12 protein-coding genes are annotated in these 18,794 nt (G+C 43.9%); 10 read left to right on the top strand and 2 right to left on the bottom strand.

The annotated features are described in order from the left end of the window. The first annotated feature begins 176 nt into the window (after nt 1-176). Both I2I13_RS13620 and I2I13_RS13615 read left to right on the top strand, forming a co-directional pair. The gene (locus I2I13_RS13620) at nt 177-1,235 is read left to right on the top strand and encodes a kelch repeat-containing protein (protein ID WP_004301004.1); all 1,059 of its coding nucleotides are present in this window, start codon (nt 177-179) and stop codon (nt 1,233-1,235) included. Further along, entirely contained in the window at nt 1,216-1,545 is a 330-nt protein-coding gene (locus I2I13_RS13615) for a DUF4907 domain-containing protein (RefSeq protein ID WP_195649718.1), read from the top strand. The genes I2I13_RS13620 and I2I13_RS13615 overlap by 20 nt, the downstream gene beginning before the upstream one ends. 105 nt (nt 1,546-1,650) lie before the next feature. Here I2I13_RS13615 and I2I13_RS13610 read toward each other — a convergent pair whose 3' ends face one another. Continuing rightward, nucleotides 1,651-2,178 carry a hypothetical protein gene (locus I2I13_RS13610; RefSeq protein ID WP_004307123.1) on the bottom strand — a complete coding sequence of 176 codons (528 nt, stop codon included), beginning with the start codon at nt 2,176-2,178 and terminating at the stop codon, nt 1,651-1,653. 226 nt (nt 2,179-2,404) lie between these two features. On the opposite strand from I2I13_RS13610, the gene I2I13_RS13605 reads away from it, so the two are divergent. Next, nucleotides 2,405-3,250 carry a patatin family protein gene (locus tag I2I13_RS13605; protein WP_004307122.1) on the top strand — a complete coding sequence of 282 codons (846 nt, stop codon included), beginning with the start codon at nt 2,405-2,407 and terminating at the stop codon, nt 3,248-3,250. On the opposite strand, the gene I2I13_RS13600 is transcribed toward I2I13_RS13605, so the two are convergent. Continuing rightward, the gene (locus I2I13_RS13600) at nt 3,242-4,264 is read right to left on the bottom strand and encodes a YafY family protein (protein ID WP_195649717.1); all 1,023 of its coding nucleotides are present in this window, start codon (nt 4,262-4,264) and stop codon (nt 3,242-3,244) included. The genes I2I13_RS13605 and I2I13_RS13600 overlap by 9 nt on opposite strands. Nucleotides 4,265-5,708: 1,444 nt before the next feature. Between I2I13_RS13600 and I2I13_RS24715 the strand changes: the two genes are divergently transcribed. The 7 genes from I2I13_RS24715 (at nt 5,709) to I2I13_RS13565 (ending at nt 18,684) form a co-directional block, all read left to right on the top strand. Further along, the gene (locus I2I13_RS24715) at nt 5,709-6,629 is read left to right on the top strand and encodes a family 43 glycosylhydrolase (RefSeq protein WP_370540835.1); all 921 of its coding nucleotides are present in this window, start codon (nt 5,709-5,711) and stop codon (nt 6,627-6,629) included. A 29-nt stretch (nt 6,630-6,658) separates the two neighbouring features. Beyond that, the gene (locus I2I13_RS13590) at nt 6,659-9,523 is read left to right on the top strand and encodes a glycoside hydrolase family 3 N-terminal domain-containing protein (RefSeq protein ID WP_195649715.1); all 2,865 of its coding nucleotides are present in this window, start codon (nt 6,659-6,661) and stop codon (nt 9,521-9,523) included. A gap of 30 nt (nt 9,524-9,553) precedes the next feature. After that, complete coding sequence (locus I2I13_RS13585) at nt 9,554-11,269, top strand: sialate O-acetylesterase (protein ID WP_195649714.1); 1,716 nt, start codon at nt 9,554-9,556, stop codon at nt 11,267-11,269. 34 nt (nt 11,270-11,303) lie between these two features. Continuing rightward, on the top strand, nt 11,304-13,001 hold the full coding sequence (locus I2I13_RS13580; protein ID WP_195649713.1) for a family 43 glycosylhydrolase: 1,698 nt from the start codon (nt 11,304-11,306) through the stop codon (nt 12,999-13,001). A 21-nt stretch (nt 13,002-13,022) separates the two neighbouring features. After that, a complete protein-coding gene (locus I2I13_RS13575; RefSeq protein ID WP_229128638.1) occupies nt 13,023-13,391 on the top strand; it encodes a hypothetical protein in 369 nt (122 codons plus the stop codon). A 63-nt stretch (nt 13,392-13,454) separates the two neighbouring features. Then, on the top strand, nt 13,455-16,016 hold the full coding sequence (locus tag I2I13_RS13570; RefSeq protein ID WP_195649712.1) for a glycoside hydrolase family 3 C-terminal domain-containing protein: 2,562 nt from the start codon (nt 13,455-13,457) through the stop codon (nt 16,014-16,016). A gap of 88 nt (nt 16,017-16,104) precedes the next feature. Further along, nucleotides 16,105-18,684, top strand: coding sequence for a glycoside hydrolase N-terminal domain-containing protein (locus I2I13_RS13565; RefSeq protein WP_074637807.1), 2,580 nt, complete (start codon nt 16,105-16,107; stop codon nt 18,682-18,684). Nucleotides 18,685-18,794 lie beyond the last annotated feature (110 nt).

The following is an 18,794-nucleotide window of genomic DNA, read 5'->3' as shown; positions in this document are numbered from 1 at the left end:
TGGTTTTGTACCGGCAAAAGAAGAGGTTTTAAATAGTCCTCCAAAAAACTATCGACTAAATCTCTGTATTTGTCGACCTGAATTTTGTTGGTAGATAGAATGTCTTTATTTGTCGATAGTTTTTTTATGCGTGCCCGTTGCCGCCTACATTTGCGGTTGTAATCAACGACATATTTATGAATACGAAAATGAATAAATTACTTTGCATGATGGTGGTGCTGCTTTCATTGGCGGCATGTACGGATGATACTGAATATACGGCAGGTGTGTGGTATCGCCGTTCTGATTTTGATGGTGTGGCGCGTACGGACGCAGCTGGTTTTACGATTGGTAACGTAGGGTACCTCTGCACCGGATACCGGGGGAGTACCAAAGACCGTTTGAAAGATTGTTGGGCGTATGACATTGAGGCTAATTCGTGGACACAGTGTACATCAATGCCCGATGCAGCTCCAGCCCGGAATGCAGCTACAGGTTTTGCAGTAGGTACCAAAGGATATATTGCTACCGGTTACGATGCGACAAAAAAGGATTATCTGAATGATTGCTGGCAGTATGATCCTGCCACGAATTCCTGGAAGGAGATGGCTTCTATTCCGGATGGAACTGATGGGACTAATATCTATGGTAAACGGTATTATGCGCTTTCTTTCGGCATTGGTCAGTATGGGTATCTGGGTACAGGTTACAACGATAATTATCAAAAGGATTTCTGGAAGTTCGACCCGTCGGTGGGAGATAAAGGAGAATGGACAGCCATGAGTGGATTTGGCGGACAGAAGAGAATGGGCGGTATGGCCTTCGTCATAGATGATATAGCTTATATCTGCGGCGGTGAAAATAACGGTTCGGATGTGACGGATTTCTGGTGTTTTAATCCGGCAACGGGTACTTGGAAAGAATTGCGTGAACTTTACGATAAGAGTGATGATGATTATGACGACGATTACACTTCTATCGTCCGTTCTTATGCTTGTGCTTTCGTGATCGACGGTAAAGGATACATTGCTGCGGGGCAGACTGCTGGTGGTAGTTATCGTTCCAATTATTGGATTTACGACCCTCTGACAGACCTCTGGGATGGGGAAGATTTGACAGATTTCGAAGGAAGTACACGCTCGAAAGCCGTATGCTTTTCTACTGGAAAACGGGGAATTATAGCTACGGGAGGAGCTTCTACTTATTATTATGATGATACTTGGGAGTTGAAGCCTTATGAATATGAAGAGAAATAAAAAAACAATAGGTATTGGTTGCTTTGTCTTGCTGCTTTTAGTGGGAATCATATATGGCTATATGCATTCGATAAACATATATCGGCTGGAAGTAACCCAGATTGAAGGTAGTGGATACGGTTATAAGATTTATGAGAGAGAGCGTTTGATAATCGTTCAGCCTTTTATCCCGGTTGTATCCGGGAAAAGACCTTTTCAATCGGTGCAAGATGCCCAATGTATCGGAAATTTAGTGCTGGAACGAATTAAAGCTGGAAATGAATTTGCCATATCAAAGGCTGACCTGGATAACTTGGGAGTAGTGTATTAATGCCACCATGTTGGCACAGTCATGCCACCTCATTGGCACGATAGTGTCAACATGGTGGCACTGTTGTGTCAATACGATGGCACAAACTAAAGCATTAAGTACAGATTATTTCTTCTCTTCTTCTTTGGGTGCAACTACATAATCTTCTTTGATAAACTCATCATACACCCGCTTGGGATGATCGAATGGTGCGGTTCCATTCTTCTGCTCATTGAAGTTTTCCCGGCGGAATTGTTTCAGTTTCAAATTATCTTCTGCATACTCCCTCAATTTCTTATGCTCATTTCCATAAAGCGAACTTTCAGTTACGTCAGAATTGAGCAGGTTTTCTTTAGGAGTGATAGTAGGTAGGAGCACTTGTTCCAACAGACCACGATAGGCACCGTTATATTCGCACCATACGATATCGTTGGCTACAAATATACGATAGGAGTACTTAGACCAGGCAGTTTTGATTTCAATAGATGTAGCATAAATTTCAATGGTAGCTTCTGAACCATACGCTTGGTCACGGATCACAACGGTCGTCCGACCGCTAAGTTCTTCCTTCACGGAAGTTTGCCACTTATCAGAGTGTAAGATCTCTTCGATAATTTCCGGCAAATTTTCTTTAATCTCAAACTGTATTCTCATGGTGCTTGCCTGCGGGCAGGACTTTTTAATTTTTTTCCTCCTTAAACAATTAAGTTAGCCTAAAGTTACATAGATTGAAGCAAAAAAACAAGATTTTGTTGAAATATTTACTATTTTTGCTGAATGAACTACCTTTTCCGTTTGTTTTTGTTATAAATATGCATGAATAGTAAATACAGAGAGAGCATGTATAAAAGAGAATGGAAATTAGAAGATAGGAGAAAAAATGAAGAACTTACAGATAGATGGATCTACCGGTTTAGTGTTGGAAGGCGGGGGAATGCGTGGAGTATTCACCTGCGGCGTACTTGATTATTTTATGGATCATGATATCCGGTTTCCCTATGCGATAGGAGTGTCTGCCGGTGCGTGCAACGGATTGTCGTATGCATCACGGCAACGGGGACGTGCCAAGTACAGCAATATCGACTTGTTGGAGAAGTACAATTATATCGGTCTGAAATATTTGCTCAAAAAGCGTAATATTTTGGATTTCGATCTATTGTTCAATGAGTTCCCCGAACACATTCTTCCTTATGATTATGAAACATATTTTGCTTCACCGGAACGTTTCGTGATGGTGACTACTAATTGCATTACGGGAGAAGCCAATTATTTCGAAGAGAAAAAAGACAGGCGCAGGGTGATCGATATTGTCCGTGCATCCAGCAGTCTCCCTTTTGTGTGTCCTATCACTTATGTGGATGAGATTCCTATGCTTGATGGGGGAATCGTAGATTCCATACCTCTGCAAAGAGCTATTGCGGATGGCTGTACGAGAAATGTCGTGATACTTACCCGTAACCGGGGATATCGGAAAGATTCGAAAGATATTCGTATCCCTTCGTTTGTATACCGGAAATATCCGAAGTTGCGTGAAGCGTTAAGTTGCCGGTGTGCTGTTTATAATGAACAGCTGGAAATGGTGGAACGCATGGAGGATGAGGGAAAGATTGTCGTTATCCGTCCTTTGAAACCTGTAGCTGTAGACCGTATAGAGAAAGATGTGCAAAAGCTGACAGAGCTTTATAAGGAAGGGTACGAATGTGCGAAAGCTTTATTTTCATTTTGACTTTGTATATTGCTTGGCAGCCTTTTCCAATTTCCGACTCATTAATTCTACCAATGTCTTGGGATAAAGAATTTCTATTCCGTCGACATATCCGAAGAATACCCGTTCTAACTCATGGTTGATTACGACTTCAATTTCCAGTATGACGCTTCCGTCGGGTAGCCTTTCCACCATTTGCTGGCTGCGGTGTATAGGCTTGGTTATGATGTAAGGTGCTTCGGCGGCCGCTACTTTGAAACCTACTTTCTCCGCTACGCTTCCGGAGTTTTTAGTGACTCCTACCAGATCATCGAAGAATGTATTCGGATCGAAGAATGTATTTTTTATATAGCGTTCTTGTGGCAGAACTTCCAATGATTGTATTCTGTCCAAAGCTAAATTTTGCAATATTCGTCCGTTTCCTCTGACTCCATAAACGAACCACCGGTTGCGATATTCTTTTAATAGATAAGGATAAAAAATAAAGCTGTTGGCGGAACGTGCCTTGAACGAACGATATTTGAGCTGTATCGGATGCTCGTTTACAATCGCGTGATAGATCGTATCCAGATAATCCAGTCCTTTCAATGATTCATTCTTTTCAAAGTCAATGACAGGAGTGGTTTTCATCCGGGCAGAAGCAACGTGATCTTCCAGGCGGTTGATAATATCGCTCATTTCCGTAAAATAGGAGAAGCCTTTAAACTGCCTCAACACTTCCACTGCTTCCGACATCGTTTTCAGGTCTTGTTCGTTCAGCGGAGTTTGTGTAATGCTGTATTCCGGATCCTCGTATTTATAGTATTTATTTTCGTACACCACAATCGGAGCGTTATAACCCAGCTTCTCGCTGCGCATCATCTGTATATCCATCTGTACCGTACGTTTGCTCATGCCTTTATCGATGCCTTCGTATTCATAAAGAGCATCCGAGCAAGCATCTACCAAATCTTCCAACGTCCAGCGTCGATAAGGATTACGCAGACAGTTATCAATTGTTTTATAACGGATTAAGGCATTTCTATTTGCTGGCATAAGTAGAAGAATAAAGATTGGCTTCAAAAGTAGAAAAATAAATTCAGGAAAACAAAGAGGTTACAGCTCTTTATTCCCATAATATTTTCCTAATTAGGCATCTATTTCTATTACTTTTCTTTTTTTTCTCGATTAATTCGATTTTAAGTCATTATTAATTCACTTTTGTGGAATTTATTAAGGGGTGCCTCTTTACTTTGCTGAAAATAGTTTTAAGGACTTAATGGTATAACATGAAAAACAGAGAAATAACATGGTAAAAAGGCTGAATTGGTTATTGGTATATTTATTGTTTTCAATAGGGATAATGGCACAGTCCGGCGGCAGGAAACAGTACAATTCTTACAAAGGATTGGTCATGGCTGGTTATCAGGGGTGGTTCAACACCCCTGGTGACGGCTCCGGCCGTGGCTGGCATCACTACAATGGTCGTGAAGGATTTCGGCCGGGATCGTGTTCCGTAGATCTTTGGCCGGAGGTATCAGAATATAAGAAACTCTATAAAACGGATTTTAGTTTTGCGGATGGTAAGCCGGCATCCGTCTTTTCTTCTTATGACGAGTCTACCGTCAATGTTCATTTCAAATGGATGAAAGAGTATGGACTGGATGGAGTGTTTATGCAGCGTTTTATCGCAGAAATCCGGAATGAAAGCGGATTGAAGCATTTTAATAAAGTATTGAACTCTGCAATGAAAGCCGCCAATCAATATGAACGGGCTATTTGTGTGATGTATGACTTGAGCGGGATGCAGCTCGGAGAAGAAAAACTGTTGCTCAAAGACATTGCGGAAATTGCGCAACGCCATTCTTTAAAAAATCATGCGAAAAACCCTTCTTATCTATATCACAATGGCAAACCGCTGGTTACAATATGGGGCGTGGGATTTAATGATAATCGCCGTTATGGCTTGAAAGAAGCTGCACATATTATCGACGGCTTAAAATCACAGGGATTTAGTGTGATGCTTGGAGTGCCTACCCAATGGCGGGAGCTGAAAGGGGATACGGAATCAGATCCCAGGTTGCATGAGCTTATCAGAAAATGCGATATTGTGATGCCTTGGTTCGTGGGACGTTACAATGAAACCACTTATCCGAAATATCAGAAGTTGGTGGAAGAAGACATCCAGTGGGCGAAAAAGAATCAGGTTGATTATGTGCCGTTGGTGTTTCCGGGTTTCTCTTGGGGGAATATGAAAGGCAAAGAGCATAATTCATTTATCCCCCGCAATAAAGGTTCTTTTCTTTGGAGCCAGTTGATGGGAGCTATCCGGACGGGTGCCGAAATGATTTATGTAGCTATGTTTGATGAAATTGATGAGGGAACGGCTATCTTTAAATGTGCAAAGGAAGTTCCGACAGGAAAAAGTACATTCGTTCCTATCGAGGAGGGAGTAGAAAGTGACCATTATCTGAAACTGGTTGGTGAAGCCGCTAAGGTTTTGCGCAAAGAAAAGGCGATAGCTTTTAATACCAGCCTGAATCCGGCAACTCCGAATCCTTTCATCCGGCATATGTACACAGCAGACCCTTCGGCTCATGTTTGGGAAGACGGACGTCTGTACGTATATGCTTCCCATGATATAGCACCTCCGCGAGGTTGTGATTTGATGGATCGTTATCATGTGTTTTCAACCAATGATATGGTGACCTGGATGGATCATGGAGAGATATTAAGCTCCGATCAGGTATCATGGGGACGCAAAGAAGGAGGGTTTATGTGGGCTCCGGATTGTGCTTATAAAAACGGCACTTACTATTTTTATTTTCCTCACCCTAGTGAAACAGATTGGAACGACAGTTGGAAGATCGGAGTGGCTACCAGCAATAAACCGGCGGAAGGATTCAAAGTACAGGGATATGTTGAAGGGATGGATCCGATGATTGACCCTTGTGTCTTTGTAGATGACGACGGGCAGGCGTATATCTATAATGGCGGTGGCGGCACCTGTAAAGGAGGTAAGTTGAAAGATAATATGATGGAGTTGGATGGCCCGATGCAACTCATGAAAGGACTGGAAGATTTCCATGAGGCAGCCTGGATTCACAAATATAATGGAAAGTATTATCTCTCTTATTCCGACAATCACGATGAAAACTGGAACGATGGAGTGAAGGGGGACAACCGGATGCGCTATGCGATCAGTGACTCTCCGTTGGGACCTTGGGAATCGAAAGGTATTTATATGGAACCGACTGACAGCTATACCAATCATGGATCTATTGTCAAGTTCAAAGGACAATGGTATGCCTTTTACCATAACAGTGCGTTGTCCGGGCACGACTGGCTTCGTTCTATCTGTGTAGATAAACTGTATTACAATCCTGATGGTACAATCAAGCTGGTAAGGCAAACAAAATGAGTGATTGACTAAAGAAAAACGAATATAACATGAAAAACAAAATGAAATGGATGTTGGCAATAGGATTATTGTCATGTTCAATGGTAATGGCGCAGCAACAAAGTGATATACTGTCGGTATCGGCTTCTGCCAATGCGGACAATGCTGCTTTAGCTTTTGATAAAAATGTAAAGACGATGTGGACATTACCTTCGCAGGCACTAAAGACCGAGCAATGGCTGATGTTTACCATCCAGCAACCGGGTGATGTTTGCGAACTGGATCTTCAGATGCAGGGAGTCAACAAAAATGAACTGAAAGAGGTATTGGATATCTTTGTCACTTATGATCCGATGAATCTGGGAACTCCCGTAAACTACCGGATAGAAGGCAATGACAAACAGATGAAAGTGAAATTCACTCCTAAATATGGCGCTCATGTCAAGTTGAATTTCAAGCCGGGAAAGCTGGATAAACCTTTCTCTCTAAAGGAGATTTCAGTATTGGTAGCAGAGAAAGTATTGACAGACAGTAAAGGGAAAGTGACTGACCGTCGTTATATGGATGCATCGCTTCCGGTAGAAGAACGGGTGGAAAGTCTGCTGGCAGTGATGACACCTGAAGATAAAATGGAATTGATTCGTGAAGGATGGGGTATTCCCGGTATTCCTCATTTATATGTACCGCCTATCACAAAAGTGGAAGCCGTACATGGTTTCTCGTATGGAAGCGGAGCGACTATTTTCCCGCAGGCTTTAGCAATGGGAGCCACCTGGAACCGGAAGCTGACGGAAGAAGTGGCGATGGTAATCGGAGACGAAACGGTAGCCGCCAATACAAAGCAGGCATGGTCACCGGTGCTGGACGTTGCGCAGGATGCACGTTGGGGACGTTGTGAAGAGACTTTTGGAGAAGATCCGGTATTGGTATCACAAATAGGTGGTGCATGGATCAAAGGATACCAGTCCAGAGGATTATTTACCACTCCCAAGCATTTTGGCGGACATGGTGCTCCATTGGGTGGGCGTGACTCGCATGACATCGGTTTGTCTGAACGTGAAATGCGTGAAGTTCACCTGGTTCCGTTCCGTCATGCTATCCGAAACTATGACTGTCAGTCTTTGATGATGGCTTACTCCGATTATATGGGTATTCCGGTTGCCAAGAGTACGGAACTGCTGCAACAGATTTTGCGGCAGGAATGGGGATTCAACGGATTTATTGTCAGTGACTGTGGTGCTATCGGTAATCTGACTGCCCGTAAACATTATACGGCACAAGATAAGATTGAAGCTGCTAACCAGGCATTGGCTGCCGGTATTGCCACTAATTGCGGTGATACTTATAACAATAAAGAAGTGATTCAGGCCGCCAAAGACGGACGCATCAACATGGAAAATCTGGACAACGTATGTCGTACCATGCTTTCTACCATGTTCCGTAATGAACTCTTTGAAAAGAATCCCTGCAAACCGTTGGACTGGAAGAAGATTTATCCGGGATGGAACTCTGACAGCCATAAAGAGATGGCACGTCAGGCAGCCCGTGAATCTATCGTAATGTTGGAGAATAAAGAGAACCTTCTGCCTTTGACCAAGAACCTGCGTACAATAGCTGTACTGGGTCCCGGAGCAGACGATCTCCAACCGGGTGATTACACTCCGAAACTACTACCCGGACAGTTGAAGTCCGTATTGACGGGCATTAAAGAGGCTGTTGGTAAGCAAACGAAAGTTCTTTATGAGCAGGGTTGTGACTTTACAAATCCGGATGAAACGAATATTCCCAAAGCAGTAAAAGCCGCTTCTCAATCCGATGTTGTAGTAATGGTATTGGGAGATTGTTCTACCAGCGAAGCCACCAATGATGTTCGCAAGACATGCGGTGAGAATAATGACTGGGCCACTCTGATTCTGCCGGGTAAACAACAGGAATTGCTGGAAGCGGTTTGTGCGACAGGTAAACCGGTGATTCTGATTCTTCAGGCAGGACGTCCTTATGATATTCTGAAAGCATCGGAAATGTGTAAAGCTATTCTCGTAAACTGGTTACCGGGACAGGAAGGTGGTCCGGCAATGGCAGATGTACTGTTTGGTGATTATAATCCCGGTGGTCGCTTGCCGATGACTTTCCCGCGTCACGTAGGACAACTTCCTTTATATTATAATTTCAAAACATCGGGGCGTCGTTACGAATATGTAGATATGGAATATTATCCTCTTTACCGTTTCGGATTCGGTCTTAGCTATACCTCTTTTGAATATTCGGATTTGAAGATACAGGAAAAACCCAATGGAAATGTGACGGTTCAGGCTACAGTGAAGAATATAGGAAGCCGTGCCGGTGATGAAGTAGCACAATTGTATGTGACGGATATGTATGCCAGCGTCAAGACCCGTGTTATGGAGTTAAAGGATTTCGACCGTATTTATTTGCAACCGGGAGAATCGAAAACCGTCTCTTTTGAACTGACGCCATACGACATTTCATTGCTCAATGACCACATGGACAGGGTAGTGGAAAAAGGAGAATTCAAAATATGTGTCGGTGGTATGAGTCCTGACTATGTGGCCAAGAATGAGATTAAACATAGTGTGGGTTACAGCGATAATAAAAAAGGGGTGACCGGTATGCTTAACTATACGCACGAATTCGGTGCCGACTTTATCCTTTCTGTATCCAAAGTAGAAGAGAATCTGACGAAGAATCAAAAGACTGTATGGGTCAGCGTGAAGAATAATGGTACGCTGATGGATATTGGCAAGGTGGAAATGTTTGTTGACGGCAAAAAAGCAGGGGATGCCATTCATTATGAACTGGGAGCCGGAGAAGAAAAACTGATTCCGTTCAAACTGGATAAAGACAACAAGCAACCTGTTGCTTTTACTACTAAATATAAGATGGTGGCTCTGTAGAGCCATCACCTTCATCTAATTCCTGATAAAATGAAACAATTACTTTTGGTTTCGTGGTTGCTGTCACTGTCCGCTATCTTGGGATTGCCGGAAGTGAAAGCAGATGTAAGGATGCCTTTGATTTTCGGTAACCACATGGTTTTGCAACAAGATACCCGGATTACGATTTGGGGATGGGCTGATGCCGGAGAAAACATTGAAGTACTCTTTGCCGGACAAAAAGTGAGAACCACTGCCAATGCTGACGGGACATGGCAGGTAAAACTGAAGCCGGTAAAAACGAAGAAAAAAGGAGAGACGCTGACTATTACCGGAAAAAACAAACTGGTTTATTCGGATGTGCTGGTAGGTGATGTATGGGTTGCTTCCGGACAATCAAATATGGAGTGGGGGATCAAGGTCAGAAAAGAATATGCTGATGATATAGCTCATTCGGAAGATTCATTGTTACGTTTATTCTTTGTCCCTAAAAATACGTCATTACAGCCATTGTCGGAGATTGAAATTCCTCAAGGAACAGCCAGTCCCGAACGGGCTGCCAGGTGGGTGCTTTGTACTCCGGAGATGCTGGCAAAAATAAATGGGCAGGGTTTCTCTGCCACTGCCTATTACTTTGCACGTGATATGCGTGCTGCAAACGGACGTCCGTTAGGAGTGATACAGTCCGCCTGGGGTGGTACACGTGCAGAAGCTTGGACAAGCCTTTCCGGGCTAAAGCAGGAGCCTGCATTGGCTCATTATGTAGCTGCTTACGAGAAAAATGTGAAAGATAATCCGGAAATACTGGCTACTTATCCGCAAAAGCAGAAAGAGTTTGATATAGCAGTCAGAGAATGGGATCAAACAATAGGTAAAGAGTGGAATCAGGCACAGAAAGAATGGGCGGTAGCCGTACGCGCTGCACAAGCCGATGGGAAACCGGCGCCCGCCAAACCGGAACCCAGAGTACCTCGTCCACCCAATCCACGCAAACCGGATGGTGGAAATAACGGCCCGGCTAATCTGTTTAACGCCATGATTTCTCCTTTAATTCCGTTAAGTATCAAAGGAGTAATCTGGTATCAGGGTGAATTTAATTCCGGTGGCTCGGCAAAAGAATATGCGACACTTTTTTCCCGGATGATTACAGATTGGAGGGAGAAATGGGGAATAGGAGATTTTCCTTTTGTATATGTACAGCTTCCTAATTTCGAGCCTGTAGATCAGGAACCTTCTGTTGAGGGGAACGGTTGGCGTTGGGTACGCGAAGGTCAGTTGAAAACACTGAACCTGCCTAATACTGCGATGGCGGTAACGATTGATGTTGGCGACCCGTTCGATTTGCATCCGGTTGATAAATACGATGTAGGACATAGGTTAGCCCTTGCTGCCCGTAAATTGGCATATGGAGAGAAAATTGTTGGTATGGGACCTCTTTATAAGAAAATGTCAGTGAAGGGCAATAAAATTATCTTGGAGTTTACCAATCAGGGTAAGAAGTTGATGATAGGGACTTCTCCCTATATTCCTGAAGGAGAACAGGTTCGTCCAAAGCCGACAAAGCTCACGGGATTTGGCATTGCCGGGGCCGACCGTAAATTTGTTTGGGCGGATGCCGTCATAGAAGGTAATAAGGTCATTGTATCGAGTCATGAAGTTGCCGAACCAGTAGCTGTGCGCTACGGATTTTCCAATAGCCCGCGTTGTAATCTGTATAATGAGGAAGGGTTGCCGGCATCACCTTTCCGTACAGATCACTGGGAATGACACAAATACCGGAATAAATAAAAAGAAAAACACCATGAAGAAATCTACTCATCTATTAATTGCAAGCATATTGGCAGGATGTATCACTTCCTGTTCATCAGGAAAGCGAATCGCCCAACATCGGATAGTAACTAATCCGATGAATCTGAACTATCGGTTTCAACCGAAAGACGAATCGCGTCGGGAAGCTGCCGATCCGGTATTGGAGTATTTTAAAGGCTATTATTATTTATTTGCGTCCAAGTCCGGTGGATATTGGCGCTCTGAAGATCTGGCCGGCTGGGAATATATTCCTTGTACGACTATCCCCACATTGGAAGATTATGCTCCTACCATTCTTCCGATAGGAGATACGCTCTATTTTACGACTTCCAGCGGGAAAACACAGATTTTCAAAAATGCCCATCCGGAAAAAGATACTTGGGAGGCTGTGGACACCAAACTGACCTACCGGCTTCACGACCCGGCTTTTTATAGTGATGAGGACGGTAAGGTGTATATGTATTGGGGATGTTCGGATAAGGACCCGATTATGGGGGTGGAAGTAGATCCGAAAGACGGTTTTCGCGCGTTGGGTGAAGCCAAAGCACTGATCGCGCATCATGGAGACAAGTATGGCTGGGAAGTTCCCGGAAAGAATAATGAAGAACCGCGTCAGGGATGGAACGAAGGACCTTGTATACTGAAATATGAAGGACGTTATTATTTGCAATATGCGGCTCCGGGTACTCAATATCGTATTTATGGCGATGGAATCTATGTAGGAGATACTCCTTTGGGTCCTTTTGAATATGTGGAAGACAATCCGTTCTCATTTAAACCGGGAGGCTTTATCGGTGGGGCAGGACACGGACATACTTTTCAGGATAAGTATGGAAACTACTGGCACGTAGCTTCCATGAGCATTTCCGTTCGTCATATGTTTGAACGGCGGTTGGGACTTTTCCCGGTTGCTGTATCCAGTCGCAACGGTATATATGCTCACACAGTCTGGTCGGATTATCCTTTCTATATTCCTAACCGGAAAGTTGATTTTGATAAAACAGATTTGAGTATGGGATGGAATCTGCTTTCATACCGGAAACCGGTACAGGCTTCTTCGTCTCTTGCCGGCTATGAACCGGGCAATGCAAATGATGAACAGATTGAAACATGGTGGGCTGCTCAAACCGGAAAAAAGGGCGAATGGTTACAGGTTGATTTGGAGACTCCAATGTTGGTAAATAGTATACACGTGAATTTTGCCGACCATCACTTCAAGGTTTTCGCACCACACCCTCCCGTTGTTTATCAATTTTTTATCGAAGGTTCTGCAGATGGGAAAAAATGGATGAATTTGTTTGATGAAAGAGAGAATGGAAAAGATGAGCCTCATCGCCTGTTTACGTTGGATAAACCCGTGAAGGTCCGTTATTTGAGAATTTGTAACGCTAAAGAGATGGATGGGTGCTTCTCTTTATCCGGTTTCCGTGTATTTGGTAAAGGAGAAGGTGCTGCTCCTTCTAAGGTGACAGGCTTCCGGGCAATCCGGGATTCGGAGGATAAACGAATGTTTCGTTTCACTTGGGATGCACAAAAAGAGGCTACCGGATACGTGTTACGGTGGGGAACACAGAAAGATAAGTTAACGCATGCAGTGACGGTATTTGACAATCAATATGAAGCCCGTTACTTTAACAGAGACTCGGAATATTATTTCTCGATAACGGCATTTAATGAGAATGGTAATTAGTGAAATGAAAGGTCGATAAACATGCAAGATAAAAGGAACAGTGAGATAATGACTTTGCAAGTATTCAAATGCTGCGTCTGTATTTGGATCGGAGTCTTTTCGGAAACAATGCTTGCGCAGACACAGAAAGTGGTGTTCTCCCGTGATTTTTCTCCGGCAGAAGGGTTGGTCACTCCCCAGGAAAAGCCTTATCGGGATGAAGTTTGTCTGAACGGACTTTGGGATTTACAATGCGTCGCTGTTCCTTCTTCGTGGAAAAAAGGTTCCGGGATAGTCTTCTGGAATTCCATGTTGCGTGTAATGGGAATTGCAACATACGGAGCCGACTTCAATTCTTATGATGCAAAGAACAAGAAACATGATTTGTTGATGGACGGTCCTGTAGATTAGAAAGTGGGAAAGTGATTCCGGAGCAAGTGCTACGAACAATTATAAAAGAAAATATGATAGAAAATGGTGATAATGAACAGGTATAAAAAGATTTTGTTGGCAGGTACTTTATCTGTGATGTCTTGCTCATTGATACATGCGCAAGAGTTGTATAAGAATAAAAACGCTCCTGTGCACGAACGGGTGGCAGATTTACTTTCCCGCCTGACAGTGGAGGAAAAGATTAGTTTGCTGCGTGCTACTTCTCCCGGTATTCCCCGTTTGGGTATTGATAAATACTATCATGGCAATGAGGCATTGCATGGAGTAGTCCGTCCGGGACGTTTCACTGTATTTCCGCAAGCTATCGGACTGGCAGCTACCTGGAACCCGGAGTTACAAAAACGGGTGGCTACTGTGATTTCGGATGAGGCGCGTGCCCGTTGGAATGAACTCGATCAGGGGAGAGAGCAGAAAGAGCAGTTTAGTGATGTACTGACTTTTTGGTCGCCTACGGTGAATATGGCACGTGATCCCCGTTGGGGACGTACCCCGGAAACGTATGGGGAAGATCCTTTTCTAAGCGGAGTGATGGGAACGGCTTTTGTGAAAGGTTTGCAAGGAGATGATCCGCGTTATTTGAAGATTGTTTCCACTCCCAAGCATTTTGCCGCCAATAACGAAGAACATAACCGTTTTGTCTGTAATCCGCAAATCTCGGAAAAGCAACTGCGCGAATATTATTTCCCGGCTTTCGAAATGTGTGTGAAGGAAGGAAAGGCTGCTTCTATCATGACTGCTTACAATGCGTTGAACGATGTGCCTTGTACACTGAATGCCTGGCTGCTGAAAAAGGTGTTACGTCAGGACTGGGGATTTCAGGGATATGTCGTTTCCGATTGTGGGGGACCTTCTTTATTGGTAAACGCCCATAAGTATGTAAAGACGAAAGAGGCGGCTGCCACTCTATCCATTCAGGCTGGATTGGATTTGGAATGTGGAGATGATGTCTATGACGAATATCTGTTGAATGCTTACAAACAATACATGGTATCGGATGCCGATATCGATTCGGCTGCCTGCCATGTATTGACAGCACGTATGAAACTGGGACTTTTTGATGGAACCGAACGAAATCCGTATACCAGAATCTCTCCGTCGGTGATCGGCTCGAAAGAGCATCAACAGATTGCTTTGGATGCAGCCCGGGAGTGCATTGTTTTATTGAAGAATAAGAATAATATGCTTCCATTGAATGTTAATAAGGTGAAATCAATAGCCGTGGTAGGTATCAATGCCGGTAAATGTGAGTTTGGCGATTATAGCGGTGCGCCGGTAGTAGATCCGGTTTCCATTTTGCAAGGTATAAAAGACAGGGCAGGCGATCGAGTGAAAGTAGTGTATGCACCCTGGAAATCTGCTGCCGATGGCTTGGAACTGATTCAAGGAGAAAACTTTCCGGAAGGATTGAAAGCGGAATATTTTGAAAACACTGCATTGGAGGGTACGCCTAAAGTACGTAAAGAAGGTTGGATTAATTTTGAGCCTGCCAATCAGGCGCCCGATCCTTTTCTTCCTAAATCTCCGCTTTCCGTTCGTTGGACGGGAAAGTTGAGACCGACTATCTCCGGTCGTTATACTTTTAGTTTTACTTCCGACGATGGTTGTCGTTTGAGTATTGACAACCAGTTGTTGATTGATGCCTGGTCGGCTCATGCGGTATCTACCGACTCTGCTTCCATCTATCTTGAAGCGGGGAAAGATTATCAGTTAAAAGCGGAGTACTATGACAACCGGGATTATGCTATCGCAAAATTACAATGGAAAGTTCCGCAGGTAGGAAAAGCTACCCGTCTCGATTTGTATGGGGAGGCCGGAAAAGCAGTCCGCGAATGTGAAACGGTCGTTGCTGTGATGGGAATCAATAAGTCAATAGAACGTGAAGGACAGGACCGGTACGATATTCAGCTTCCGGCAGACCAAAGAGAGTTCTTACAGGAAATCTATAAAGTAAATCCGAATATAATCGTTGTATTGGTAGCAGGAAGCTCACTGGCTGTCAACTGGATGGACGAACATATTCCTGCCATCGTAAATGCCTGGTATCCGGGTGAACAGGGAGGAACAGCCGTTGCCGACGTATTGTTTGGTGACTACAATCCAGCCGGGCGTTTGCCGCTCACTTATTATAAATCTCTGGATGAATTGCCTGCTTTCGATGATTACGATATAACCAAAGGGCGTACTTACAAATATTTTAAAGGAGACGTTCTTTATCCTTTTGGTTACGGACTTAGTTATTCTTCTTTCAGATACAGCGATTTGAAAGTAAAAGACGGTGCAAATACCGTCAGCGTTTCTTTCCGCTTGAAGAATACCGGCAAGAGGAAAGGGGATGAAGTGGCACAGGTTTATGTGCGGATTCCGGAAACCGGAGGTGTCGTTCCGATTAAAGAGTTGAAAGGTTTCCGGCGTATTCCTTTAAAATCAGGAGAGAGCCGTGTGGTAGAAATCGAACTTGATAAAGAGCAACTTCGTTATTGGGATGCAGGATTGGGACGATTCATCGTTCCCCAAGGTGCGTTCGACATTATGGTCGGTGCTTCCTCTAAAGATATTCGTCTGCAAACTGTCATTAATTTATAGATTGTATCATAGTTGTTGAGGCTGTGTAAAGGGTAATCGATGTATTAACTGTACCTTTTACACAGCCCGACTTTTAATTTATTGTAGTATGAAAAACAAGTATTTGCGGTGCATAAACGCACTATTCTTATGCTGTCTGATGGCGGAAACAACAATGGCCGCCCGTTTCCAACAGCCGTCCCTGAAAGCTACTTACAACAAACCCGCAAAAGTGTGGGAAAGCGAAGCATTGCCTATTGGCAACGGTTATATGGGCGCTATGATCTTCGGAGGTGTGGAAGTAGATGTTATTCAGACAAATGAACATACTTTGTGGTCGGGAGGCCCTGGCGAAGATCCATCTTATAACGGAGGGCATTTGGGAACCCCGGAAACGAATAAAAGTTATCTTCATAAAACCCGTGTGCTGTTACAGCAGAAGATGAATGATTTTACTGCAAATCATTCCGCTTATATTGACGCAGACGGAAAATTGATTACCCATAATTATGAGGGGGACGGTAACGGTACGGAACTAAGAAACCTCATAGATAAACTGGCTGGAACTAAAGAGCATTTCGGCTCTTTTCAAACATTGAGCAATATCATTGTAGAGGTTGTAAATTCGGCTACCTCCGAACCTGCCTATTCTGACTATACTCGGACGCTGGATATCGACAATGCCATTCATCGGGTAACTTATAAAGAGGGAGGAATAACCTTCAAACGGGAGTATTTTATGAGTTATCCGGACAATATCATGGTGATGCGTCTGACATCGGATTCGAAGAAGGGAAAGATTTCGCGTATGATATCTTTGGAGTCATTGCATACCGACAAGGTCATCCGGGCTTCGGACAATACGATTACCCTGACAGGATATCCTACTCCGACGAGTGGTGACAAGCGCGTAGGAGATCATTGGAAGAATGGATTGAAATACGCGCAGCAACTATTAGTGAAACATACAGGCGGAAAGATTACGGTAGTAGACGGGAAGAAATTGAAGATAGAAGAGGCCAAAGAAATCATCGTATTGATGTCGGCTGCAACGAACTATGTGCAATGCATGGACGATTCTTATCATTATTTCTCTGGAGAAGAACCGCTGGATAAAGTGAAGGCTACGCTGAAAAAGGCGGCCAATAAAAAATATACTGCTTTATTGGCTACCCATGAGAAAGATTACCATTCGTTGTATGACAGAATGAAACTGAATTTGGGCAATCTGCCGGAAATGCCCGTTGCAACTACAGACAGCCTGTTGAAGGGTATGGATGCTCATGCCAACTCGGAATCCGAGAATCAATATCTGGAAATGTTGTATTTCCAATTTGGTCGTTATCTATTGATTTCTTCTTCGAGAGAAGGTTCTCTGCCTGCCAATTTGCAAGGTGTATGGGGAGAAAGACTTTCCAATCCCTGGAATTCCGACTATCACACCAATATCAATGTGCAGATGAATTATTGGCCTACGCAGCCTACTAATCTATCCCGTTGCCACCTGCCTATGGTAGAATATGTAAAGAGCCTCGTACCACGCGGAAAATATACGGCGCAACAATATTATTGCAAACCCGATGGCGGAAATGTACGTGGATGGGTGACGCATCATGAAAATAATATTTGGGGTAATACGGCTCCGGCCAAGAAAGACACTCCCCATCATTTTCCGGCAGGAGCTATTTGGATGTGCCAGGATATTTGGGAATATTACCAGTTTAATCTTGACAAGGACTTTTTAGAAGCGTATTATGATGTCATGCTCCAAGCGGCTCTTTTCTGGGTGGATAACCTTTGGACGGACGAGCGGGACGGTACTTTGGTGGCAAACCCCTCACATTCTCCCGAGCATGGTGAGTTTTCATTAGGTTGCTCCACCTCACAAGCCATGATAGCAGAGATGTTCGATATGATGATAAAAGCCAGCAAGGTGTTAGGTAAGGACAAAGAACCGGAGATTGCAGAAATAAAGACTGCAATGAACAAACTTTCCGGTCCGAAAATAGGATTGGGCGGACAATTGATGGAGTGGAAGGACGAAGTGACGAAAGATGTTACCGGAGACGGTGGGCACAGACATACGAACCATCTCTTCTGGCTGCATCCGGGCTCGCAGATTGTGATCGGAAGGAGCGAAGAAGATGATAAATATGCAAATGCCATGAAAGTGACACTGAATACCCGTGGAGACGAGGGCACAGGCTGGAGTAAAGCGTGGAAACTAAATTTCTGGGCCCGTTTGCATGATGGTAACCGCTCTCATGCATTATTGCGGAGTGCAATGAAACTGACTGTTCCCCAAGGCCGTTTCGGTGGTGTATATACCAACCTTTTTGACGCGCATCCGCCTTTTCAGATTGATGGAAACTTTGGTTGTACAGCCGGAATTGCGGAAATGTTGATGCAGAGTCAGGGGGGATATATCGAGTTGCTTCCCGCTTTGCCCGATGCATGGAAAGACGGTGCGTTCAAAGGGATGAAAGCCAGAGGAAACTTTGAAGTGGATGTAACCTGGAAAGAAGGGCAAATCACTTCGATTGAAATACTTTCTAATGCAGGTGCAGAGTGTATGCTTAAATATCCGGATGCAAAGAGTCTGAAAGTTTCCGGTGCTAAGGTAAGAGTACTCGCTGACGACCGGATTGCTTTTGATACTGTTAAAGGTAAGAGATATACGATCAGATGAATATTGCACAATGCGATATTCGTTTTACAACGATTATTTCCTTTCTGAAATAAAAAAGAGAGGACGAAAGTCCGAAAGACTTTAAAACGAAAACTCCCCCTCACGGCAAA

The organism is Bacteroides sp. D55t1_190419_B8 (assembly GCF_015558905.1).
Lineage (GTDB): Bacteria > Bacteroidota > Bacteroidia > Bacteroidales > Bacteroidaceae > Bacteroides > Bacteroides vicugnae.
Note: the sequence above shows the minus strand (reverse complement) of the source record. Positions and strands in the feature narration are given on the sequence as shown.